We start from the raw sequence: 22,404 nt of genomic DNA, 5'->3' as shown, positions 1-22,404 counted from the left end.
GAGTACGTCCATGGCCACGCCCACGCTCACCGGCCGAGAAGCGCCGGCGGTCCGTCCGCCGGCCTCCCGTCCCCCCGGTCGTCTCGCCGACCTCACCGCCCTCGTCCGCCCCGGACAGTGGACGAAGAACCTGGTCGTCGTCCCCCTCGGGCTGCTCGGCGCACCCCGGCTCGACGGCGGCGCGCTCGTCGGCGCGCTGGCCGCGATCGCCGTCTTCACCCTCGCGTCCGCGCTGATCTACCTGGTCAACGACATCGGCGACCGGGACCGCGACCGGCGTCACCCGGAGAAGCGGTACCGGCCGATCGCCGCCGGACGGATCGGCGTCGGGACCGCCGTGTCCTTCGCCGCCGTGCTCGCCGCCCTCCTCGCGGGGACCGTCGGCCTGACCGCGCTCACCGGCACGGCCGAGCTCGCGGACTGGTGGCCGGTGGCCGCGTACATCGCGCTCAACGCCGCGTACAGCAAGGGCCTCAAGCACGTCCCGCTGGTCGACGTCTTCATCGTGGCCCTCGGCTTCGTGCTGCGGCTTGCCCAGGGGTGCCTGGCGGCGGGGAACCCGGTGCCGGACTGGCTCGCGCTCTGCGTCTTCTCCCTCTGCCTGCTGCTCATCCTGGGCAAGCGGCGCCACGAGATGGCCGTCGGCGGGGTGCTGCACCGGCCGGCGCTGCGCGGCTACACCCTCGGCTTCCTCGACCAGCTGCTCGCCTTCACCGCGGTCCTCACGGCGGTCAGTTACGTCCTGTACGTCCAGGGCAGTACGGCCTTCGGGGCGCACGGCCCGCTCGTCGCCGTGCTCTCCGCCCCGTTCGCGCTGTTCGGGCTGGCCCGCTACCTCCAGCTGATCGTGGTCGACTCTGGCGGCGGCAACCCCTCGCGGGCCCTGTTCAGCGACCGGACGACCGTCTCCAACGCCCTGCTCTGGTCGGCGCTGCTCGCCGGCGCGTGGCTGCTCGGCCGGCTCGGCTCATGACGGCGGTCACCGTTCCCGCCCCCGGAGGGGTACGGCGCCTGCTCCCCGTCCTCTTCCCCGTCGCGGTCGTCACGGGCATCGGATTCGCCCTGTACGGCCGGGCCGGCGAGCTCGCCGCGCTCGTCCTGCGGCCCGGCTCCGTCCCGTACCTCCTGGCGGCGCTCGCGGCCAACGCCCTCGCCGTCCTGCTCTCCATGGCCACCTGGCGAACCCTCCTGTCCGACCTCGGGCCGCGGGTGCCGGGCCGGACCGCGACCCGGATCTACTTCACCTCCTACCTCGGCAAGTACGTGCCGGGCGCCGTCTGGGGCGTCCTCGCCCAGCTGCGGATGGGCGGTGCGGCCGGAGTGCCCGCGCCGGTCGTGCTCGCCGTCTTCCTGCTCAACCTGATCGTGGCCGTCCTCACCGGTCTCGCCGTCGGCCCGATCGCCGCGCCCTGGACGATCGGCGCCGAGGCCTGGTGGCTGGTGCTGCCGGGCGCGGTCACCCTCGCCTTCGCCGTACGGCCCGGACTGCTCCACCGCCTCGCCGCTTTCGCCGCGCGCCTTGCCCGCCGCCCGGCCCCGGAGGCGCGGGCGAGCGACCGGGGCATGCGCCGGGCCCTCGCCTCCGCGACCGGCTCCTGGGCGGTCGGCGGACTCCACCTGTGGGCGCTCGCCGTGATGCTGGGCGCCCCGCCGCTGACCGCGCTGCCGGTCTGCGTGGGCGGCTTCGCCCTCGCCACGGCCGCCGCCAGCCTCGTGGTGGTGCTGCCGGACGGCTGGGGCGCCCGCGAGGCCCTGCTGCTCCTGGCCCTGACCGCCGTCCTGCCCTGGCAGGAGGCGACCGCCGTCGCCGTCGCCAGCCGGGTGGTGTGCACCCTCAGCGAGGTCATCGTCGGCGGCGCCGCCCTCCTCCTGACCCTCCCCCACCGCACGACTCCCCCCACCGACCCGAAGGAACGGACATGACCGCCCTCTACACCGTCGACGACTGCGAGTCGCTGACGCCCAAGCAGGTCCACGGCCTGTACAAGGACCACGTCAACAAGAGCCAGGTCTCCCTGATGACCTCCTTCGGCTTCGGCCAGGAGCTCGTGGAGAGCGCCGAGGGCGTCTGGATCACCCAGCGCGACGGCCGCCGTGTCCTCGACTTCACCGGCGGTGTCGGCGTCCTGAACCACGGCCACAACCACCCCCGGATCCTCGCCGCCCGGCAGCGCTTCCAGGAGCGGAAGAGCATGGAGGTCCACAAGACGTACTTCTCGCCGTACGTCGCGGCCCTCGGCCACAACCTGGCGGAGCTGCTGCCCGGCGACCTGAACATGTCGTTCTTCCCGAACTCCGGCGCGGAGGCGGTCGAGGGCGCGGTCAAGCTGGCGTACAAGTACCACGGCGGCCGGCGCTCCCGGGTGCTGCGGGCCGACATCTCCTTCCACGGCAAGCTGCTCGGCTCGGGCAGCCTGACCGGCCAGAACCAGTCAGGGTTCCAGTTCCCCGGAATCCCGGGCGTGGGGATCTTCCGGTACGGGGACCTCGACTCGGTCCGGCAGCTCGTCGCCGAACTCCGCACCGACAAGGGCGGGTCGGACGTGTACGCGATCCTCATCGAGCCGCTGTCGGCGTCGACGATGAACGAGTGCTCGGAGGAGTTCCTGCGCGGGCTGCGGGAGCTGTGCACGGCCGAGGACATCGTGCTGCTCTTCGACGAGATCTACACCGGCTGGGGCAAGACCGGCACCCTCTTCCACTTCATGCGGTACAAGGGTCTGGTCCCCGACGTCCTCACCACCTCGAAGTCCTTCGGCGGCGGCAAGTCGTCCATCTCCGCCTTCGTCGCCCGGGAGCCGGTCTTCCGCAAGGCGTACGACAACCTCACGGACGCCCTGCTCCAGTCGACCTCCACCACCTACTACGGCTTCGGCGAGGAGGCGGTCACCGCGATCGAGGCCGTCAACGTGGCCGTCGAGGACGACTACCCGGCCCGCGCCCGGGACATCGAGCGGATCCTCGCCCCGGGTCTGGAGCGGATCGCGAAGGAGTACCCGGACGTGGTGGCCGAGGTCCGCGGCCACGGCGCGCTGCACGGCGTCTTCCTGCACAAGGGCCCGAAGATCCTGGAGCTGGTGACGAAGCTGGTGCCGGGCGCGATGACGAAGGACCCGCGCTTCCGCACCAAGCTCATCACGTCCTCGGTGGTCAACGCCCTGTACCGGGACCACGGGATCTACACGTACTACACGCTCAACGGCGAGAACCCGCTGATGGTCGCCCCCTCGCTGGTCGCCGAGCCGCACGAGGTCGAGTTCTTCCTGGACTGCCTCGACAAGACCCTGGCCCAGGGTCTGCCCCGTCTGCTCACCCGTTTCGTCAAGGAGAAGGTGTCGTCGCTGTGGTAGAGCGCATCGTGGTCACCGGCGGTGCCGGAATGCTCGGTTCGACCCTGATCGAGCGGCTGCTCGACGACGGCCGGCAGGTGCACTGCGTGGACCTGCGGGCCCCCCGCACGGAGCACGCCCACCTCACGCACACGGTCTCCGACGTCCGGGACACCGTGACGATGAAGCGGGTCACGGCCGACGCCGACGTGGTGGTGCACTGCGCCGCCGCCCTGCCCAGCTACCCGGCGGACACCATCCGCTCGGTGATCGTCGGCGGGACGGAGGCGGTCCTGACGGCCGCCGAGGCGAACGCCGTGCCCCGGGTCGTGCACATCTCCTCGACCGCCGTGTACGGCCTGCCGAAGGTGGTGCCGACCCCGGAGGAGTACCCGCGCGAACCGGTCGACACGTACAGCGCCGCCAAGGCGGAGGCCGAGGAGGTCGCCGAGCGCTTCCGGGGCCGGGAGATGTGCGTGCCGATCCTGCGGCCCAAGACCTTCCTCGGACCCGGCCGGATGGGGCTCTTCGCGATGCTCTTCGAGTGGGCCGAGGAGGGCCGGAACTTCCCCGTCCTCGGGCGGGGCGACGTCCGCATCCAGATGTTCGACGTGGCCGACCTGGTCGACGCGGTCGTCACCGCGATGGAGGCGCCGGCCGAGCGCGCCGACGACACCTTCAACCTCGGCGCCACCGAGTTCGGCACGATACGCGAGGACTTCCAGGCGGTCCTGGACGCGGCCGGGCACGGCAAGCGGGTCCGCTCGCTGCCCGCGAGGCCCGCGCTCGCCGCACTCAGCCTGCTCCAGCGCTCCGGGCTCTCCCCGGTCTACGGGCGCCTGCTCCACAAGCTCCTCGACGACAGCTTCGTCTCCACCGACAAGGCGCGGGACGTCCTCGGCTTCCGGCCGAAGCACTCCAACCAGGACGCGATCCTGCGCACCTTCGCCTGGTGGCGGGAGCAGCAGCGCACCGCCGTCGCCCGCCCCGCGAAGAAGAGCGAGGGCGTCACCAGTGTCGAACCGTGGCGGCAGGGGGCCCTCTCCCTCGCCAAGGTCCTCTTCTAGGAGCACCCGATCATGTCCCTCCCCCTGGTCTCCGTCATCGTCCCCAACTACAACTACGGCCGCTCGATCGGCCTGTGCGTCGAGGCCGCCCTCGCCCAGACGTACCCGAACATCGAGGTCGTCGTCGTCGACGACTGCTCCACCGACGACTCCGCGGCGATCGCCGCCGCGGCCGGCGCCCGGGTGGTCTCCACCGGCGTCAACAGCGGGGTCGCGGTCGCCCGCAACCTCGGCGCGGAACTCTCCTCCGGCGAGATCCTGGTCTTCCTCGACTCCGACGTCGCCATGCACCCCGACGCGGTCGCCAAGTCGGTCGAACTGCTCGCCTCCGGGCAGGGGTACGGCGCGATCTGCGGCACCTACGAGCCGGAGCCGCTGATCCGGGACAGCCTCATCGAGGAGTACCGCTCGCTCCAGCAGTACTACCTGCTGCTGAAGTCGGAGGGGGTCATCGACACCGTCCACACCGCGATCCTGGCCATGCCCCGGCGGGTCTTCGACGAGGTGGGGCCGTTCAACCCGATCCTGCGGCACACCGAGGACCAGGACTACGGGCGGCGGATCTCCGAGCGGTACACGGTGCTGAGCTCCCTGGAGGTGCGCGGCCGGCACGACCACGACGACACCGTGCGGATCGTCCTCGACAAGGTCTTCGCCCGCGCCCGGCTCGCCGTGCCGCTCATCCTCGGCAGGCGCCACCTCCAGGGCGGCTTCGTCACCGGCCCGCGCGCGGGCGCCAGCCTCGCCGCGCCCCTGACGGTCGCCGCGCTGGCCGCGCCGCTCCTGTGGGGGGCCGCGTGGGCGCTCCTTCCGCTCGCGCTGTTCGTCCTCGGCGTCTGGGGCGACCTGGACATGTACCGGGAGGTGCGACGCCACCGGGGGCGGCTGTTCCTCGGCTACTTCGTGGCCGTCAACTTCCTGGTGAACCTGACGGTGTTCGCGGCGATCGGCGTCGCGGGCATGCAGTGGCTGTGCTCGAAGCGGTTCCGGCACCTGTACGACCCGCAGCCGCGCCCCGACCTCGCGCGCGTGGGCGTGGGTGCCTCGGCGGCCGACCATGGCTGACACGCTCGCCCCGGCGGAGGCCGTCCGAGCCGGCCCGGCCCGGCGCCGCTGGAACGGGCCGGTCCTCGGCTCGGCCCTCGCCTGGCTCGTGCTGCTCCTCGTGGAGTGGGCGGCGGACGGCCGGATCTGGCTCGGGCACCTGGTCGGCATCGTGCCGCCGGCGGTCTTCGCCCTCGTGCCGCTCGGGCTCGCGGCCCTCGCCCCGCTCGCCCGGGGCGCCGCCCGGTGGCGGAGCCTCGCGGCCGCCGCGCTCGCCCTGATCCTGGGCTTCGGGCAGTCGGGCTTCGACCCGGCGGCGCTGTGGCGGGCGGAGCCGCGGCCCGGCCCGGAGGCGGTACGGGTCTTCGCCTGGAACACCAACTCGTGGAACCAGCTCCTCGGCACCCAGGACCACTTCTACGCCTTCCTGAAGGCGAAGGACGCGGACGTGTACCTGCTGCACGAGTACCAGCACGTCACCGCCGACCGGAAGGGCAAGCTGCCGGTCGACGACCTGGCGCGGCTGCGGCGGGAGTTCCCCGGCTACCAGGTGGCCGTCCGGGGCGAGCTGGTGACGCTCTCCCGCTTCCCGATCCTGCGGCAGCCGGCGGTGGGCCCGGCCCGGGAGGTGCCGCCGGGCGCCGACTGGCCGACGGAGTACCTCGCGAACAAGGTGCTGCGGACGGACGTGCTGGTCAGGGGCCGTGCGGTGTCCTTCTACAACGTGCACATGCCGGTGTGGAACAGCATGCCGGACGGCCTCCTCTCCGCCGCCTTCTACCGCCACATGCGGGAACGGTTCGCCCCGCGCCGGGCGCAGTACGAGGGCCTGGAGGCCGACCTGGCGGCCAACCGCAACCCGGTGGTGGTGGCCGGCGACTTCAACGCGACGGCCGCGATGGCGGACCTCGACCCGCTCCGGGAGCGCCTCGACGACGCGGCGGAGGTGAGCACCGACCCGTACCCGACGAGCTGGGAGGAGGGCGGCTGGAAGCCCTTCTGGCGGACCGACTGGGCGTTCACCGGGAACGGGGCGCGGGCCGAGCGGTACGAGTTCGGCGCGCCGGAGAAGCTCTCCGACCACGCCGTGCAGGACCTGTGGGTGTCGCTGCCGGGGAGTGGATGACGGCGATGGTGCTGTCCTGCGCCCTGGTCTGGGCGGTGTTCCTCGCGCTGCACCTCGCGCTCAACGGCCGCTGGTGGCCGTGGCTCGCGGTCTCGCTGCTGCCGCCGGTCGTCTTCGCGGCCGTGCCGCTCGTCCTGCTCGCCGCCGCGCTCGTCACCGGAGACCGGCTCGCGGCGGCGCTCGCCGCGGGCTGCCTGCTGGCGGCCTGGCCGCAGAACGGGATCAATCTGCGGGCCCTCGCCCCGCGCACGGAGGCCCCGGACGGGCTGCGGCTCGTGTCCTGGAACACCCAGCACTGGAACCAGGGCGGCGACCCCGACCGCTTCTACGCCTTCCTGGGCTCGCTCGACGCCGACGTGTACGTCCTCCAGGAGTACCTGAACGGCTTCGAGGGCGGCGAGGTCTGGGACATCGACGACGGGGACCGGCTGCGCGCGGAGTTCCCCGGCCACCACCTGGCCGTCGACAACAACTCCGTGACGCTGTCCCGGTTCCCGCCCGCCGGGCCGCCCGTGCCGGTCGGCGCCTGCTCGCTCCGGGTGGACCTGCGGGTCGGGGACGGCGTCCTGTCGACGTACAACGTGCACATCCCGGTCCAGCTCACGGTGATGAACCCGCTGCGGCCGGCCTTCCTCCGGGACATGCGGCGCCGGGCGGCCGCCCGCGACCGGGAGTACGCGGCGCTCGTCGCCGACCTGCGGGGCAACCCGCACCCGGTCGTGGTGACCGGGGACTTCAACACCAGCGCCGCCATCGGCGACATCCGCCGGATGCCCCGCTCGCTGCGCGACGTGATCGGCGCGTGCCGCTCGCTCTGCCCGGCCAGCTGGAACGCCCGCGCGCGGCTGCGGCTGTGGCGGATCGACTGGGCGTTCACGGGCGGCGGCGCCCGGGTCGGCTCGTACCGCTTCCGCGACGCGGAGGGCCTCTCGGACCACCTGGTCCAGGAGCTGACCGTCACCGTACGAACCGTTCGAGAGAGAGGGAAGTAGCCATGGAGTACACGAACCTGGGCGGCCCTGAGGGCCCCCGCGTCAGCACGCTGTGCCTCGGCACCCTGCCGTTCGGCACCCGGATCGACGAGGCCGCGGCCTTCGCCGTCCTCGACCGTTTCCACGAGGCCGGCGGCACCTTCATCGACACCGCGAACACGTACGCCTTCTGGGAGCCGGGCGCGACCGGCGCCGAGAGCGAGCTGCTCATCGGCCGGTGGCTGCGCAGCCGGGGCGTCCGGGACGAGATGGTGCTCGCCACCAAGGTCGGGGCGCTGCCGGACCCGCCGGGTTCGGCCTGGCCGGAGTGCGCGGAGGGGCTGTCGGCGCCGGTGATCCGCCGCCAGGTGGAGGAGAGCCTGCGGAACCTGGGCACGGACCGGATCGATCTGTACTACGCGCACATCGACGACCGGAAGACGCCGGTCGCGGAAACGATGGGCGCCTTCGGCGAGCTCGCGGACGTCGGGAAGATCGGCCGGGCCGGCTGCTCGAACTTCGCGGCCTGGCGGATCGAGGAGTCGCGGGGCGCGGCGGCCGCCGCCGACGTGCCGGACTACGCGGCCGTGCAGCAGCGGTACACGTATCTGCGGCCGCGCCCCGGCGCGGAGTTCGGGGTGAACCCGCATGCCTCGGAGGAGCTGCTGGACTATCTGGGGACGCGGCCGGAGCTGACGTTCACGGCGTACACGACGCAGCTGACGGGGGCGTACACCGATCCGGGCAAGGAGATCCCGGAGCAGTACCGGCACGAGGGTTCGGAGCGGCGACTGAAGGTGCTCGCCGAGGTGGCGGGCGAGCTCGGGGTGACCGCCGGCCAGGTGGTGCTGGCCTGGGCGCTGGGCGGCGGGCTGCCCGTCCTGCCGGTGATCGGGGCGAGTTCGCCGGAGCAGCTCGACGAGTCGCTGGCCGCGGCGGGGCTGCGCCTGGACGACGAGTTGAGGAAGCGGCTCGACGATGTGGACTGAGCGGGTGCGGGCCGTCGTGCTGCGGCACCGGGTGGCGGTCGGGGTGGCGTGGCTGCTCGTGCTGGTCCTGGGCGGGGCGGCGGCGGTCCTGGGCCTGGGGCGGCTCGACCAGTCGTTCACCGCCTCCGGCGGGCCGGGCCACCGGGCGAACCAGGCGATCCAGGAGCGGTACGGGAACGGGGCCGCGGTCGCCCCGCTGGTCGCGGTCGTGACGTGGCCGGCGGGGACGGACGTACGGGCCGGGGGGACCCGGCTGGCGGATGCCCTGGAGCGGGCGGCGGGCCCGGGCGCGCGGACGGTCTCGTACGCGGGGACGGGCGACGAGGGGTTCCTCGGCGCGGACGGGCGGACCGTGTACGCGCTGGTGTACCCGGCGGCGGGGAAGCCGGACCTGGCGGGCCTGACGGCCGTCGAGGAAGCGGCGGTCACGCTCCGGGCGGGGCTGCGGTCGGCGCTGCCCGAGGCCCGGGTCGAGGTGACGGGGGTGCTGCCGCTCCAGCACGACAGCGCGCTCGCGGGTCCGGGCCCGGTGGCTCTCGCGGCGAAGGCCGTCTGTGCCCTCGGGCTGCTGCTCGTGCTCGTCCTGGCGTTCCGCTCGGCGCTCGGGGTCCTGGGGCCGCTGCTGCTCGCCGCCGTGACCTCGGTGGGGGCGCTCGTCCTGGTGGAGGCGGTGGCCGGGTTCACCGAGATCGGCTTCGTCGTGGTGTACCTGGTGCCGGTGACGGCGCTCGTGGTGGCGGTGCACCGCTGGGCGCAGCCGCCGGGGACCGCCGCACGGTCGGCGGTGACGGGCGGCGCGGCGGGCGCGGCGGCCTGCGCGGTCCTGGCGCTCTTCCCCGCCGCGTTCCTGCGGTCGGTCGGGGTGGCGGGCCTCGCGGTCTGCGTGGTGGGCACGGCGGCGGCCGTGACGCTGGGGCCGGTGCTGCGGTCGGTGTCCCGGCCGGTGGTGCGGAGGCCCGTACGGGGCACCCGGACGGTCCCGGCGACCGGTCTCGTCCTCCTCGTCCTCCTCACCGGGGCGGCCACCCAGCTGCGGGTCGGCAATCCGGAGGCCCGTGCCCTGGTGGCGAGCGGTCCGGCCCGGGACGGTCTCGACCGGCTGACGGCGGCCGGGGTGCCGTCGGGGGTGCTGAACCCGCTGGAGGTCCTGGTGCCCGGGGGCACGGACCCGGCGGCGGTGGCCGCGCGGGCGGCGCGGGTCCCGGGTGTGCTGCTCGCGGCGGCGCCCGCCGACTGGCGCCGCCCCGGATCCGCGGTGGTGGTCGTCGTGCCGGAGGAGGAGCCGATGACGGCGGCCGGGGCCGTCACGGTGACGGCGCTGCGGTCGGCGCTCGTGGACACGGGCGCCGTGGTGGGCGGTTCGGGTGTGGTGGACCGCGATCTGGTGGACGGGGTGTACGGGCTGCTTCCGTTCGCGGTCCCGGTGGCGGCCCTGGCGGCGTTCGGGGTGCTCACCCGGCGGCTGGGGCCGGGCGCGGCGGGGCGGGCGGTGATCGGCGGGCTGCTCGCGGCGGGCGCGGCGGCGGGGGCGCTGGTGGTGCTGTGGCAGTGGGGCCCGGCGGGGACCGGCGCGGTGACGGGCTGGGTGCCGCTGGTGGTGGGCGCCTTCGCGTTCTGTGTGTCCCTGGAGCGGGCGGCGGCCTCGGCGGCGGGCGGGCCCGGCTGGGCCGGTCCGGTGGCGGCGGGCGCGGGCGCGCTGGCGGTGCTCGCGGTGGGGATCGGCCCGCAGGTCGAACTGGCCCTGCTGGTCTCGGGGTTCGCGGCGGGCGCGGTGTGCGACGCGCTGGCCGGCGTACGGACGGGAGCGCATCCCGGAGTTCACCTCGATTGGTCTAGACCTAGACCGCTCCTCCCCTCTAGCATCGACGACCGCGATCACGAGTACGACCGGTCGCGCGACGGAACGTGACGAGGGGGAGATACCTGATGCTGGAGGCGCTCGGCATAAAGGAGTCGACGGAGGCCGTCTACCGCCTGCTCCTGGAGCGGCCCGAGTACGACGTGACGGAGATGGCCGCCCATCTGGGCCGCCCCGAACCGGAGGTCCGCGAGGCTCTCGCCTGTCTCGCGGACCTCAAGCTCGTCCTCATGGACGACTCCTCGGGCCAGGCCGAACCCTTCAACCCGGACGTCGGCTTCTCCTTCCTGCTCTCCCGCGCCGAGGCCGAGCTGAGCAAGCGCAAGCGCCAGGTCGAGCAGGCGGGCCGGGCCGTGGCCGGCATCCTCGCCTCGTACGCCGACTGCCCCGAACCGGGCGTCCGGCACGACCTCGTGGACCGCATCACGGGACTCGACCAGGTCCGCGAACGGCTGGAGGACCTGGCCGCGAACGCCCGCACCGAGTGCCTCTCGCTGCTGCCCGGCGGCGCCCAGCTCCCGGACACCATGGACGCGAGCCAGCCGCTCGACCAACTCGCCCTGGAGCGCGGGGTGAAGATCCGCTCGATCTACCAGGAGAGCTTCCGCAACGACCCGCCGACCGTCGAGTACGTGCGCTGGTACTGCGACCTCGGCGGCGAGGCGCGGACCGTGCCCGTGGTCCCGATGCTCATGGTGATCGTCGACCGCGAGGCCGCGCTCGTCCCCGTCGACCCGGAGGACGGCCGCGCGGGCGCGCTCGAAGTGCGCAGCCCCGGCCTGGTCCACGCGCTCGTGGTGCTCTTCGACCGGCTGTGGGACGCGGGCACCCCCTTCGGCGAGGCCCCGCGCCGCGACGCGCACGACCTCTCCCCGCAGGAGCGGGAGTTGCTGATGCTCCTGGGCATCGGCTGCACGGACGACATCGCGGCCCGGCGGCTCGGGGTCTCGCTGCGGACCGTCCGCCGGATGAGCTCGGAGCTGATGAACCGCCTGGGCGCGCGCAGCCGGTTCGAGGCGGGCGTGCGGGCGGCGAAGGAGGGCTGGCTCTGAAGCGGCGAGGGGGCCGGCTCCGACGAAGCCCCGAAGAATCGCTTCCGTTATGCGGACAGGGGTTCCCAGCACGGGAGCAGTCCCCTAGATTTCCCCAGCATTACCGAGGTGATCAGCGAGGGGACGGGAATCGCCATGTCAGACACGCCAGATGCGACACAAGGGAAACAACCGACCATCACAGCCCTGCGGGTGGTGATCGCGCTCTGCCTGTTCGCCCCGTTCGTGGCGATGCTCTGGGTGAGCTCCTACGCGAAGGTCGAACCGCTCTTCGCCGGCATCCCGTTCTTCTACTGGTACCAGATGCTCTGGGTGCTGATCTCCACGGTGCTCACCATGGTCGCGTACAAGCTGTGGCAGCTGGACCAGCGTGCCCGCAAGGGAGGTGACGCGCGATGAAGGACGTGACCGGCGTGAACGGCGTGGCGCTCGGCGTCTTCGTCTTCTTCTTCCTGGCCGTCACGGTCATGGGCTTCCTGGCCGCGCGCTGGCGCAAGGCCGAGAACGAGCACAGCCTCGACGAATGGGGTCTGGGCGGCCGCTCGTTCGGCACCTGGGTCACCTGGTTCCTGCTCGGCGGCGACCTCTACACGGCGTACACCTTCGTCGCCGTCCCCGCGGCCATCTACGCGGCGGGCGCGGCCGGCTTCTTCGCCGTGCCGTACACGATCCTGGTGTACCCGCTGATCTTCACCTTCCTGCCGCGCCTCTGGTCGGTCTCGCACAAGCACGGATACGTCACCACCTCCGACTTCGTGCGCGGCCGCTTCGGTTCCAAGGGCCTCTCGCTCGCGGTGGCGGTCACCGGCATCCTCGCCACCATGCCGTACATCGCGCTCCAGCTCGTCGGCATCCAGGCCGTCCTGGACGTGATGGGCGTCGGCGGCGGCGAGGGCACCAACTGGTTCGTCAAGGACCTGCCCCTGCTCATCGCCTTCGGTGTCCTCGCGGCGTACACGTACTCCTCCGGCCTGCGCGCCCCGGCGCTCATCGCCTTCGTCAAGGACACCCTGATCTACATCGTCATCGCGGTGGCGATCATCTACATCCCGATCAAGCTGGGCGGCTTCGACGAGATCTTCGCCAAGGCCGGCGAGGCGTACGCGACGGTCAACCCGGCCACCGGCAAGCCGAAGGGCGCGCTCGTGCCCGGCGAGGCGGGCCAGTGGACGTACGCGACGCTCGCGCTCGGCTCGGCGCTCGCGCTCTTCATGTACCCGCACTCCATCACGGCGACGCTGTCGTCCCGGAGCCGCAACGTCATCCGCCGCAACACCACGATCCTGCCGCTGTACTCGCTGATGCTGGGCCTGCTCGCGCTGCTCGGCTTCATGGCGATCGCCGCCGGGATCAAGGTCAAGAACGGCCAGCTCGCCATCCCGCAGCTCTTCGAGACCATGTTCCCCGACTGGTTCGCGGGCGTCGCGTTCGCCGCGATCGGCATCGGCGCGCTCGTCCCGGCCGCGATCATGTCGATCGCCGCGGCCAACCTCTTCACCCGCAACATCTACAAGGACTTCATCAAGCCGGACGCCACCCCGGCCCAGGAGACCAAGGTCTCCAAGCTGGTGTCCCTCCTGGTGAAGGTCGGCGCGCTCGTCTTCGTCCTGACCATGGACAAGACGGTCGCGATCAACTTCCAGCTGCTCGGCGGCATCTGGATCCTGCAGACCTTCCCGTCGCTCGTCGGCGGTCTCTTCACCCGCTGGTTCCACCGCTGGGCGCTGCTCGCCGGCTGGGCCGTCGGCATGGTCTACGGCACGCTCGCCGCGTACGGCGTCGCCAGCCCGACCCAGAAGCACTTCGGCGGCTCCTCCGCCGAGATCCCGGGCATCGGCGAGATCGGCTACATCGGTCTCACCTCCTTCGTGCTCAACGTCGTCGTCACGGTCGTCCTGACCTTCGTCCTCAAGGCCGTCAAGGCCCCCGAGGGCGTCGACGAGACCTCCCCGGAGGACTACACGGCGGACGCGGGCGACGCCGGGGTCAAGGACCTCCCGACGGTCGGCGCCGCGGTGCACTGACCCACGGACGCGCACCAGAGGGGCCCGGAGAAACTCCGGGCCCCTTCGCGTGCGGCGGAGGCAGACTGGGGCGCATGGACTTCACGATCAGGGCGGTACGGCCCGAGGAGTACGAGGAGCTCGGCGACCTGACCGGGCTGACCTATCTGAACGACGGGCTGCTGCTGCACGGCGAGGACGACTTCTATCTGGACGTGCTCCGCGACACGGCCCGGCGGGCGCGCGAGAGCGAGGTGCTCGTCGCCGTCGACGCGGAGGGCGGGATCATCGGCGGGGTGACCTTCGCCCCCGGCGGCACCACCTGGGCGGACATCGGCGTCACCGGCGAGGCCGAGTTCCGGATGCTCGTGGTGGCACCCGGGGCCCGCGGCAGGGGCGTCGGGGAGGCGCTCGTACGCGCGTGCGTGGACCGGGCGAGGGCCCTGCCGGAGTGCGCGCGGCTCGTGCTCTCCACGGACTCGAAGATGGTCTCGGCGCACCGGATCTACGAGCGGATGGGCTTCGTCCGCACCCCGGACCGGGACTGGCAGCCGATCCCCGACCACTCTCTGCTGACGTACGCCCTGGAGCTGTGACTGCCGGGACCGACACAACATGTGGGGGGTGCCACGAGCGGCGCCCCCCACATGTATGCTCATGCTCGCTGTCGACGCAGGGGAATCCGGCGCGAATCCGGAACTGTCCCGCAACGGTGTGCTTCGTGCGGTTTCGTACGGGGTGAGTCCGAGGACCTGCCGGCAGCGCGCCCGGTCCGTCCGGTCCGGGTGCCACAGACGTCCGGGCCTCGCGGAGTTGGGTCGGTGGACGCGGTGCCGCCGTGCGTACGGCCGCCCCGTTCCCGCCTCCCCGCCCTGGCCCCGAGCCGAGCGAGGGAGAGCCCCCACGTGACCATCGCGCCCGCCGATCCGGCCGCAGCGATCGAGACCGACGGACCCGGGACCGTACTCCTGCGGACCCTGACCGATCTCACCGCCGACCTCCCGGACACCGACCCCGGCAAGGTCGCCGCCGCCGCGCTGCGCGGCCGCAGCGCCACGTCGGACGAGGCGGAGCTGCGCGAGCTGGCCACGGAGGCGGCCGCCGGTCTGATCGCCGACGACCCGGCGTACTCCCGGCTCGCCGCCCGGCTCCTCACGATCACCATCGCCGACGAGGCGGCCGGCCAGGGCGCCGTCTGCTTCTCGGCCTCCGTCGCCGTCGGTCACCGCGAGGGCCTGATCGCCGACCGCACCGCCGAGTTCGTCGCGCTGCACGCGGAGCGGCTCGACGCGACGATCGACGCGGCCGGCGACGACCGCTTCGGCTACTTCGGTCTGCGCACCCTCTACTCGCGCTACCTGCTGCGCCACCCGATCACCCGCAAGGTCGTCGAGACCCCGCAGCACTTCATGCTGCGCGTCGCCTCCGGCCTGGCCGAGGACGACTCGGTGCGCGCGCTCGACGAGGTGGCCGCGCTGTACGGCCTGATGAGCCGTCTGGACTACCTGCCGTCCTCCCCCACGCTCTTCAACTCCGGCACCCGCCACCCGCAGATGTCCTCCTGCTACCTCCTGGACTCCCCGCAGGACGAGCTGGACTCCATCTACGACCGCTACCACCAGGTCGCGCGCCTCTCGAAGCACGCGGGCGGCATCGGCCTCTCCTACTCCCGCATCCGCGCCCGCGGTTCGCTGATCCGCGGCACCAACGGGCACTCCAACGGCATCGTGCCGTTCCTGAAGACCCTCGACGCCTCCGTCGCCGCCGTGAACCAGGGCGGCCGCCGCAAGGGCGCCGCCGCGGTCTACCTGGAGACCTGGCACGCGGACATCGAGGAGTTCCTGGAGCTCCGCGACAACACGGGCGAGGACCAGCGCCGTACGCACAACCTGAACCTGGCGCACTGGATCCCGGACGAGTTCATGCGCCGGGTCAACGCCGACGCCGAGTGGTCGCTGTTCTCCCCGGCGGACGTGCCCGAGCTCGTCGACCTGTACGGCGAGGAGTTCGACGCCGCCTACCGCAAGGCCGAGGCGGCGGGCCTGGCCCGCAAGACGATGCCGGCCCGCGACCTGTACGGCCGGATGATGCGGACCCTCGCGCAGACCGGCAACGGCTGGATGACCTTCAAGGACGCGTCCAACCGGACCGCGAACCAGACGGCCGAGCCCGGCACGGTCGTCCACTCCTCGAACCTGTGCACCGAGATCATCGAGGTCACGAACGACGGTGAGACCGCGGTCTGCAACCTGGGCTCGGTCAACCTGGGCGCCTTCGTGTCGGGTTCGGACATCGACTGGGAGCGCCTGGACGAGACCGTCCGCACGGCCGTCACCTTCCTCGACCGGGTCGTCGACATCAACTTCTACCCGACCGAGCAGGCCGGGCGTTCCAACGCCCGCTGGCGCCCGGTCGGCCTGGGCGCGATGGGCCTCCAGGACGTCTTCTTCCAGCTGAAGCTGCCGTTCGACTCCCCCGAGGCGCGCGCGCTGTCCACCCGGATCGCCGAGCGGATCATGCTGGCGGCGTACGAGGCGTCCGCCGACCTCGCCGAGCGCAGCGGCCCGCTCCCCGCCTGGGACAAGACCCGCACCGCGCGGGGCGTGCTGCACCCCGACCACTACGACGTGGAGCTCAACTGGCCGGAGCGCTGGGCCGCGCTGCGCGAGCGCATCGCCGCCGTCGGCATGCGCAACAGCCTCCTCCTCGCCATCGCGCCGACCGCGACGATCGCCTCGATCGCGGGCGTCTACGAGTGCATCGAGCCGCAGGTCTCCAACCTGTTCAAGCGCGAGACGCTGTCCGGCGAGTTCCTCCAGGTCAACTCGTACCTCGTCGACGAGCTGAAGAAGCTCGGCGTGTGGGACGCGCAGACCCGCGAGGCGCTGCGCGACGCCAACGGCTCGGTCGCCGGCTTCACCTGGGTCCCGGCCGAGGTGCGCGAGCTGTACCGCACGGCCTGGGAGATCCCGCAGCGCGGCCTCATCGACATGGCCGCCGACCGGACCCCGTTCCTGGACCAGTCGCAGTCGCTGAACCTGTTCATGGAGACGCCGACGATCGGCAAGCTGTCGTCGATGTACGCGTACGCCTGGAAGCAGGGCCTGAAGACGACGTACTACCTGCGCTCCCGCCCGGCGACCCGGATCGCCCGCGCGGCACAGGCCGCCGCCCCGATCCCCGTCCAGCAGGCGGCCCCCGACGCGGACGCCGTCGCCTGCTCCCTGGAAAACCCCGAGTCCTGCGAGGCCTGCCAGTAATGAGTACCGAGAAGAAGAACCTCCTGGATCCGGGCTTCGAGCTCACGCTCCGTCCCATGCGCTACCCGGACTTCTACGAGCGCTACCGGGACGCCATCAAGAACACCTGGACCGTGGAGGAGGTCGACCTCCACTCGGACGTCGCCGACCTCGCCAAGCTCACCCCCGGTGAGCAGCACATGATCGGCCGGCTGGTCGCGTTCTTCGCGACGGGCGACTCGATCGTGTCGAACAACCTGGTGCTGACGCTCTACAAGCACATCAACTCCCCGGAGGCGCGGCTGTACCTGAGCCGTCAGCTCTTCGAGGAAGCGGTCCACGTCCAGTTCTATCTGACGCTGCTCGACACCTACCTGCCCGACCCGGCCGACCGCGCGGCGGCCTTCGACGCGGTCGAGGAGATCCCCTCCATCCGCGAGAAGGCGCAGTTCTGCTTCAAGTGGATGGACTCGGTCGAGAAGATCGAGAAGCTGGAGACGGCCGCCGACCGCCGCCGCTTCCTGCTGAACCTGATCTGCTTCGCGGCGTGCATCGAGGGCCTGTTCTTCTACGGCGCCTTCGCGTACGTGTACTGGTTCCGCTCCCGCGGCCTGCTGCACGGCCTGGCGACCGGCACCAACTGGGTGTTCCGGGACGAGACGATGCACATGAACTTCGCCTTCGAGGTCGTGGACACCGTCCGCAAGGAGGAGCCGGAGCTCTTCGACGACGCGCTCCAGCAGCAGGTCACGGACATGCTGAAGGAGGCCGTCGAGGCGGAGCTGCAGTTCGGCCGCGACCTGTGCGGCGACGGACTGCCGGGCATGAACACCGAGTCGATGCGCGAGTACCTCCAGTGCGTCGCCGACCAGCGCCTCCAGCGCCTCGGCTTCCCGCCGGTGTACGGCTCGGAGAACCCGTTCGCGTTCATGGAGCTCCAGGGCGTCCAGGAACTGACCAACTTCTTCGAACGCCGCCCGTCCGCCTACCAGGTGGCGGTCGAGGGCTCGGTGGACCTCGACGAGGACTTCTAAGGCCGGTACGGCGAAGGGCCCCGCACTCCTCGGAGTGCGGGGCCCTTCGTCATGGGGTCAGGCGTTGGGGACCGTCTCGTAGCGCGGGGTGCCCTCTTCCATCTGGCGCAGGGCGTCCTTGCGGTCACGCTTCGACAGCTTGTCGATGTACAGGAAGCCGTACAGGTGGTCCGTCTCGTGCTGGAGGCAGCGGGCGAAGTAGCCGGTGCCGCGCACCTTGATCGGGTTGCCCTGGGCGTCCTGGCCGTGGACCTCCGCGTAGTCGGGGCGCGCCAGCTCGGCGTACGCCGTCGGCACGGACAGGCAGCCCTCGTTGGACTCGTCCAGGACGCGCAGCTCGGCCGGGAGCTCCTGGAGGACCGGGTTGATCACGACACCGGTGTGCCGGACGCCCTCGTCGTCGGGGCAGTCGTAGACGAAGACCTTGAGGTCCACACCGATCTGGTTCGCGGCGAGGCCCACGCCCTCGGCGGCCTTCTGGCTGGCGAACATGTCGTCGATGAGCTGCGCGAGCTCGTCGTCGAACTCGGTGACGTCCTTGCACTCGCGGTGGAGGACGGGGTTGCCGACGACCGTGATCGGGCGGGCCGTGCCGCGCTCGCGGTAGGCGAGCTCACGCGCCTCGCAGTCCTCCGTGTCCACGACGAAGCCGTCGTTGATCGTCTGCTCGTCCGTCTCCTGCTGCGCCATGTCCGGCCGCGCCCTTCTGAAAACCCGATTCCGTCGAAGACAGCCTACGGGGCTGGGGGCAGACGATCAGCAGACCTCTTCCAGATCACGCCACTCGCGGCTGTCCGGGCTGTCCGCCACCCACCCGTCGAGGAGTCCCCGCACCAGGCCCGCCGGGGCGGCGATGCCGCACTCCCGCTCCGGGACCCACAACTCGCCCGGCGAGCGGTGGCCGAGCGGCCCGGGGTGCCCCGGCTCGCTGTGGTCGTGCGGGTCGGAGTGCTCGCCCTCGCCCTCGGCGCTCGGCATGGTCGACTCGGAGCAGGCACGGCAGAGCAGCCGCACGGAGGACGACCAGTCCTCGGCGGCGAAACCGGCCTCGGCGGCCAGCTGCTCCAGGGCGTCCCGGTCGGCCTCGGTGGCGGCCTCCAGGAGGACGACCCAGGTGGGGACGGGCGAGGGCGCCCACAGCTCGATCTCGTCGAAGACCGGGTAGGAGGGGCCGGCGGTGGTGGTCCGCTCGCCGTTCGGCACGCCGTCGTGGAGGACGACCTCGCCCCAGCGGCGGCCGGAGGACGGCAGCGGGATGGAGAGGACCTCGATCCGGGCCGGGTCGAGCCGGCGGCCCCACACGACCTCGGCCTCGCCCTCGGGCGAGAGGCGGACGGCGGCGCTGCCCAGCTCCATGCCGGCGGGCTCACCGGTGCCGGCGGCGGCGCCGGGCACCTTGAGGCCGTACGCCTGCCAGGCGCGGCGGGCCAGCGGCCAGTCCTGGAGGGCGGTGGCGGCGATGCCCACGTTCCACCAGTCGGGGGCGCCGGTCTCCTTGTCGAGGAGCGCGACGGCGCGCAGCCCGGCGGCCCGCGCCTGCTCCCAGTCGTGCCGGAACTTGTGCAGCAGCGCCAGGTTGAACCAGGACTCCGAGAGCCAGGGCTCCAGGTCCGCCGCGCGCGTCAGGAGTGCGCCCGCGTCCTCGTACCGGCCGTCGCCGATCAGCGTGAACGCGCGGTCGGTGGCCTGCCGCCACGAGGCGGAGGGCCGATGCCGTACCTTCCCGAAGATCTTCACGATTCCCGCCTGCCGGTCGCTTCACCCTCTTGTTCGCATCCAACCATGCCCGGTCGGACGCGCGCTCATTACCCATGGGTTACCCAGGGACCGCGGAGGTCACCCCAGCGGTTCCGCCCCGTGCCAGGACCCTGGCCAGGCATTCGACGACATCCGGGTGATAGTCGCGGGCGGTGCCCAGCCTGAGCCGCTCCAGGGCGCCGAGGGCGGCGACCGCCCCCTCGCCCGCGCCCTTGCCCGCTCCGGCGCCCGCGAGGTCGTCGTAGGCGTTCACGGCCCGGACGATCCGGGCGGCCGGCGGCTGCTCGCGGTACGGGTCGGCCTGCCGCTCCACGACGACGGCGACGGCCTCGGGGACCCCGGTCCTGCGGACGACCTCGGCGCCCAGGAGCGCGATCCGGCGCTGCTCCTCGGCGGGCAGGAGGGCGGTGGCACCGTCGGCGACCGGGTCGACGAGGGACAGCTGCCCGATGTCGTGCATGAGCGCCGCCTGCTCCAGGACGGTGAGCTCGGCCCCGGAGAGGCCGAGCTCACGCCCGACGGCCGCGCTGAGGGCGGCGACCCGGCGGGCGTGGCCGGGCGGGGTGCAGCCGGCGATCTCGGTGGCGCGGGCGAGGGAGGCGATGGTCTGCCGGTTGACGGTCCGCACGGCCGCGTACCGACGGAAGGAGACCTGGGTGAGCAGGAGCGGGACGGCGAGCACGGGCAGGGCCCACAGTCCGGCGGCGGCGACGCCGAGCGCCATGACGGTGCCGGTGGCGCAGACGGCGGAGCCGATGCCGAGGAGGGCGCGGAGTTCGTCGCGCAGGAGGGGGCCGTACGGGAAGCCGGTGCGGGCGCGCAGGACGAGGGCGCCGAGTACGGCGTCGCACAGGGCGGTCAGGAGGAGCAGGAGGACCGGGAAGAGGGCGTACTCGGGGCCCTGGCCGAGGTGCTCGGTGACGGCGCCCGAGTTGTAGAGGGGCTGGAAGCAGAGCGCTGCGAAGCCGACGGTGAGGACGCGGCGGGCGAGGTGGTCGGGGCCGGGGCCCCGGCCCCGGGCGATGTGCGGGACGATCCCGGCGAGGCCCGCGGCGACGACGACGGCGACGGTCTGGAGGACGCCGTGGGTGGTGGCGTTGCCGGCGCTGGTCCCGAGCAGGGCGTAGGCGAGGGCTCCGGCGGCGGAGAGCGGTGCGGGCTCGCTCCCTCCTGGTGCTTCGCGGACGGGAGGTGCCCCCGCGCCGGGTGCGGAGCCCCAGCGGGCGAGCTCGCCGAGGGTGATGAGGGTGCCGAAGGCGAGGGCGTTGCCGGGTTCGTCGATGCCGTGCCAGAGGGTGTGGCCGAAGCCGGCGAGGCCGAGGAGGAGCGCCGCGCCGTGCACGGCGCCGACGGTGAGCGCCCCGGGCCTCAGGCGTGGCCCGATCCTCAGGCGTGGACCGGGCCTCACGCGCGCTCCTTCGGTCTGGCGGTCAGGGGCACGTCCGTGCAGGCGGGCGGCGCGGCGTCTTCCGCCGGCCCGGTGGGGCCGTCGGCCGGTTTCGGGTCCACTTCGCGCGGCGGGGGCACGTGCGCGCCGGCCGGGCCCGGCAGGGCCTCGTCGGCGGTGACGGCGGGCTGCCAGCCGTGCCGGTCCAGGGCGTGGGCGAGGGCGGCGACCATCCGGGGGTCGAACTGGGTGCTGGCGCAGCGCTGCAGTTCGGCGAGGGCGGTGGGCACCGGGCGGGCCCGGCTGTAGGAGCGGGTGGAGGTCATGGCGTCGAAGGCGTCGGCGACGGCCACGACCCGGGCGAACTCGGGGATCTGGTCCCCGCGGAGCCCGTACGGGTAGCCGCTGCCGTCCATGCGTTCGTGGTGGTGGAGGATCGCGGCCCGCGCCTCGCCGAGGAAGCCGATGCCGCGGACCATCTCGTGGCCGTACTCGGGGTGCAGTTCGATGACCCGGCGCTCCTCGGGGGTGAGGGGCCCGTCCTTGCGGAGCACCCGGGTGGGGACGCCGAGTTTGCCGACGTCGTGCAGGATGCCGGCGAAGCGGACGACGTCGAGGCGGTCCTCGGCCATGCCGAGCTCACGGGCGATCAGGACGGAGGCGTGGCCGACGCGTTCGCTGTGGCCGCGGGTGTACCGGTCCTTGATGTCGACGGCCTGGACGAGGGCCCGGATGGTGGCCTGGTGGGCGGCGCGTTCGCGGTGGTACTGGGCGAAGACCCAGCAGGAGATGTACATGGGCAGCAGGACGAAGAGCGCCGCGATCGGCCCGTACGTGCTGCGCCAGAGGACGGCCATCATCAGTCCGGCGAGTCCGTGGACGGTGTGCGGGGCGAGTGCCCGGCCGAGGAGGCCGCGCCAGGCGGCCCGGAGGGGGAGTCCGCCGGCGGTGGCCCGGATGCCGCCGTCGAGGGCGGTGAGGACCAGGCAGAAGGCGAGGGCGGCGGCGCCCGCGGGCAGCAGGGCGTACGGCAGGTCGGGGGCGTCCGGGCCGCGGCCGAGGGCGGTGGGGCCGCCGAGGGCGCCGGCGGTGAGGGCGGCGGCCCAGACGGCGAGGGTGGTGGCGGCGGCCCGCCAGGCGCGGCGGGGCGCGGCGGGGGCTTCCTCGACGCGGGCGAGGAGGCTGCCGGGGACCGCGGTGAGCGCGGCGGCGGCGGGCGGCAGGAGCAGTGCGGCGGCGAGGAGGACGGGGAAGAAGGAGCCGGTGCCCATGGGGACGGAGCCGCCGAGGGCGCGACCGATGAGGCGGCAGCGGGCGGGCAGCTCGCAGAGCGCGTACAGGGCCGCGAGGAGGGCGACCGTGCCCCAGGGGACGGCGGCGCCTGGGCGCAGCGCGGGCAGGGTGCACGCCCCGGCGCCGAGCAGCGCGCAGCCGATGTACCCGCGGGCCGCTCGCGGAATGCCGTTGACGCCCATCACGCCCGTCACGCTAGCGAGTTGGGCGGCCGGGGGCGGCCCGGTGCCAGTGATTCGCACCATCGGGTGATA

At 72.9% G+C, this 22,404-nt stretch carries 19 protein-coding genes and 1 riboswitch; of the genes, 15 read left to right on the top strand and 4 right to left on the bottom strand.

Annotated features, from left to right (window positions below; genetic code table 11):
- The first annotated feature begins 10 nt into the window (after positions 1-10).
- From ACN9M0_RS24550 to ACN9M0_RS24480, 15 genes are all read left to right on the top strand, one after another.
- A complete protein-coding gene (locus ACN9M0_RS24550; protein WP_426404198.1) occupies positions 11-973 on the top strand; it encodes a UbiA prenyltransferase family protein in 963 nt (320 codons plus the stop codon).
- Positions 970-1,923, top strand: coding sequence for a lysylphosphatidylglycerol synthase domain-containing protein (locus ACN9M0_RS24545; RefSeq protein ID WP_366040958.1), 954 nt, complete (start codon positions 970-972; stop codon positions 1,921-1,923). The genes ACN9M0_RS24550 and ACN9M0_RS24545 overlap by 4 nt, the downstream gene beginning before the upstream one ends.
- Positions 1,920-3,350, top strand: coding sequence for an aspartate aminotransferase family protein (locus ACN9M0_RS24540; RefSeq protein ID WP_426404197.1), 1,431 nt, complete (start codon positions 1,920-1,922; stop codon positions 3,348-3,350). The genes ACN9M0_RS24545 and ACN9M0_RS24540 overlap by 4 nt, the downstream gene beginning before the upstream one ends.
- Entirely contained in the window at positions 3,344-4,396 is a 1,053-nt protein-coding gene (locus ACN9M0_RS24535; RefSeq protein WP_366040960.1) for an NAD-dependent epimerase/dehydratase family protein, read from the top strand. Before ACN9M0_RS24540 ends, ACN9M0_RS24535 begins: the two co-directional genes overlap by 7 nt.
- Positions 4,397-4,408: 12 nt before the next feature.
- Entirely contained in the window at positions 4,409-5,461 is a 1,053-nt protein-coding gene (locus tag ACN9M0_RS24530; protein WP_426404196.1) for a glycosyltransferase family 2 protein, read from the top strand.
- Positions 5,454-6,566 (top strand): endonuclease/exonuclease/phosphatase family protein, encoded by a 1,113-nt coding sequence (locus ACN9M0_RS24525; protein WP_399696114.1) that lies wholly within the window; start codon positions 5,454-5,456, stop codon positions 6,564-6,566. Before ACN9M0_RS24530 ends, ACN9M0_RS24525 begins: the two co-directional genes overlap by 8 nt.
- Positions 6,563-7,558, top strand: coding sequence for an endonuclease/exonuclease/phosphatase family protein (locus ACN9M0_RS24520; RefSeq protein WP_399696115.1), 996 nt, complete (start codon positions 6,563-6,565; stop codon positions 7,556-7,558). The genes ACN9M0_RS24525 and ACN9M0_RS24520 overlap by 4 nt, the downstream gene beginning before the upstream one ends.
- A 2-nt stretch (positions 7,559-7,560) precedes the next feature.
- Positions 7,561-8,526 carry an aldo/keto reductase gene (locus ACN9M0_RS24515; protein WP_399696116.1) on the top strand — a complete coding sequence of 322 codons (966 nt, stop codon included), beginning with the start codon at positions 7,561-7,563 and terminating at the stop codon, positions 8,524-8,526.
- Complete coding sequence (locus tag ACN9M0_RS24510) at positions 8,516-10,435, top strand: hypothetical protein (protein ID WP_426404195.1); 1,920 nt, start codon at positions 8,516-8,518, stop codon at positions 10,433-10,435. Before ACN9M0_RS24515 ends, ACN9M0_RS24510 begins: the two co-directional genes overlap by 11 nt.
- 17 nt (positions 10,436-10,452) lie before the next feature.
- The gene (locus tag ACN9M0_RS24505) at positions 10,453-11,436 is read left to right on the top strand and encodes a LuxR C-terminal-related transcriptional regulator (protein WP_366040966.1); all 984 of its coding nucleotides are present in this window, start codon (positions 10,453-10,455) and stop codon (positions 11,434-11,436) included.
- A 135-nt stretch (positions 11,437-11,571) separates the two neighbouring features.
- The gene (locus ACN9M0_RS24500; protein WP_366040967.1) at positions 11,572-11,835 is read left to right on the top strand and encodes a DUF3311 domain-containing protein; all 264 of its coding nucleotides are present in this window, start codon (positions 11,572-11,574) and stop codon (positions 11,833-11,835) included.
- Positions 11,832-13,460, top strand: a complete 1,629-nt coding sequence (mctP, locus tag ACN9M0_RS24495) for a monocarboxylate uptake permease MctP (protein WP_366040968.1) — start codon at positions 11,832-11,834, stop codon at positions 13,458-13,460. Before ACN9M0_RS24500 ends, mctP begins: the two co-directional genes overlap by 4 nt.
- Positions 13,461-13,534: 74 nt before the next feature.
- On the top strand, positions 13,535-14,035 hold the full coding sequence (locus ACN9M0_RS24490; RefSeq protein WP_366040969.1) for a GNAT family N-acetyltransferase: 501 nt from the start codon (positions 13,535-13,537) through the stop codon (positions 14,033-14,035).
- Positions 14,036-14,090: 55 nt separating this feature from the next.
- Positions 14,091-14,213, top strand: a riboswitch (cobalamin riboswitch).
- 131 nt (positions 14,214-14,344) lie between these two features.
- Complete coding sequence (locus ACN9M0_RS24485; protein ID WP_366040970.1) at positions 14,345-16,699, top strand: ribonucleoside-diphosphate reductase subunit alpha; 2,355 nt, start codon at positions 14,345-14,347, stop codon at positions 16,697-16,699.
- Positions 16,699-17,712, top strand: a complete 1,014-nt coding sequence (locus ACN9M0_RS24480; RefSeq protein ID WP_366040971.1) for a ribonucleotide-diphosphate reductase subunit beta — start codon at positions 16,699-16,701, stop codon at positions 17,710-17,712. Before ACN9M0_RS24485 ends, ACN9M0_RS24480 begins: the two co-directional genes overlap by 1 nt.
- Positions 17,713-17,769: 57 nt before the next feature.
- Here the strand turns inward: ACN9M0_RS24480 and def are convergent, their stop codons facing one another.
- The 4 genes from def to ACN9M0_RS24460 all read right to left on the bottom strand — a co-directional run bounded on the left by def (position 17,770) and on the right by ACN9M0_RS24460 (position 22,332).
- A complete protein-coding gene (gene def / locus ACN9M0_RS24475) occupies positions 17,770-18,402 on the bottom strand; it encodes a peptide deformylase (protein WP_366040972.1) in 633 nt (210 codons plus the stop codon).
- 66 nt (positions 18,403-18,468) lie between these two features.
- Positions 18,469-19,449: a tetratricopeptide repeat protein gene (locus ACN9M0_RS24470; protein WP_017236276.1), complete on the bottom strand. Its 981-nt coding sequence runs from the start codon at positions 19,447-19,449 to the stop codon at positions 18,469-18,471.
- 79 nt (positions 19,450-19,528) lie between these two features.
- Positions 19,529-20,842, bottom strand: coding sequence for an HD-GYP domain-containing protein (locus ACN9M0_RS24465; protein ID WP_426405322.1), 1,314 nt, complete (start codon positions 20,840-20,842; stop codon positions 19,529-19,531).
- A gap of 32 nt (positions 20,843-20,874) precedes the next feature.
- Entirely contained in the window at positions 20,875-22,332 is a 1,458-nt protein-coding gene (locus ACN9M0_RS24460; RefSeq protein WP_426405321.1) for an HD-GYP domain-containing protein, read from the bottom strand.
- Between the last annotated feature and the right edge of the window lie 72 nt (positions 22,333-22,404).

The organism is Streptomyces sp. R-07, assembly GCF_049913175.1.
GTDB lineage: Bacteria > Actinomycetota > Actinomycetes > Streptomycetales > Streptomycetaceae > Streptomyces.
The sequence above is the reverse complement of the archived record's forward strand: the minus strand, read 5'-3'. Positions and strand labels throughout refer to the sequence as shown.

What these genes read in the sequence shown, in the direction of transcription:
- ACN9M0_RS24550 (WP_426404198.1), top strand. Translation starts at nt 11, where the DNA reads ATGGCCACGCCCACGCTCACCGGCCGAGAAGCGCCGGCGGTCCGTCCG.
- ACN9M0_RS24545 (WP_366040958.1), top strand. Translation starts at nt 970, where the DNA reads ATGACGGCGGTCACCGTTCCCGCCCCCGGAGGGGTACGGCGCCTGCTC.
- ACN9M0_RS24540 (WP_426404197.1), top strand. Translation starts at nt 1,920, where the DNA reads ATGACCGCCCTCTACACCGTCGACGACTGCGAGTCGCTGACGCCCAAG.
- ACN9M0_RS24530 (WP_426404196.1), top strand. Translation starts at nt 4,409, where the DNA reads ATGTCCCTCCCCCTGGTCTCCGTCATCGTCCCCAACTACAACTACGGC.
- ACN9M0_RS24525 (WP_399696114.1), top strand. Translation starts at nt 5,454, where the DNA reads ATGGCTGACACGCTCGCCCCGGCGGAGGCCGTCCGAGCCGGCCCGGCC.
- ACN9M0_RS24520 (WP_399696115.1), top strand. Translation starts at nt 6,563, where the DNA reads ATGACGGCGATGGTGCTGTCCTGCGCCCTGGTCTGGGCGGTGTTCCTC.
- ACN9M0_RS24515 (WP_399696116.1), top strand. Translation starts at nt 7,561, where the DNA reads ATGGAGTACACGAACCTGGGCGGCCCTGAGGGCCCCCGCGTCAGCACG.
- ACN9M0_RS24510 (WP_426404195.1), top strand. Translation starts at nt 8,516, where the DNA reads ATGTGGACTGAGCGGGTGCGGGCCGTCGTGCTGCGGCACCGGGTGGCG.
- ACN9M0_RS24505 (WP_366040966.1), top strand. Translation starts at nt 10,453, where the DNA reads ATGCTGGAGGCGCTCGGCATAAAGGAGTCGACGGAGGCCGTCTACCGC.
- ACN9M0_RS24500 (WP_366040967.1), top strand. Translation starts at nt 11,572, where the DNA reads ATGTCAGACACGCCAGATGCGACACAAGGGAAACAACCGACCATCACA.
- mctP (WP_366040968.1), top strand. Translation starts at nt 11,832, where the DNA reads ATGAAGGACGTGACCGGCGTGAACGGCGTGGCGCTCGGCGTCTTCGTC.
- ACN9M0_RS24490 (WP_366040969.1), top strand. Translation starts at nt 13,535, where the DNA reads ATGGACTTCACGATCAGGGCGGTACGGCCCGAGGAGTACGAGGAGCTC.
- ACN9M0_RS24480 (WP_366040971.1), top strand. Translation starts at nt 16,699, where the DNA reads ATGAGTACCGAGAAGAAGAACCTCCTGGATCCGGGCTTCGAGCTCACG.
- def (WP_366040972.1), bottom strand. Translation starts at nt 18,402, where the DNA reads ATGGCGCAGCAGGAGACGGACGAGCAGACGATCAACGACGGCTTCGTC.
- ACN9M0_RS24460 (WP_426405321.1), bottom strand. Translation starts at nt 22,332, where the DNA reads ATGGGCGTCAACGGCATTCCGCGAGCGGCCCGCGGGTACATCGGCTGC.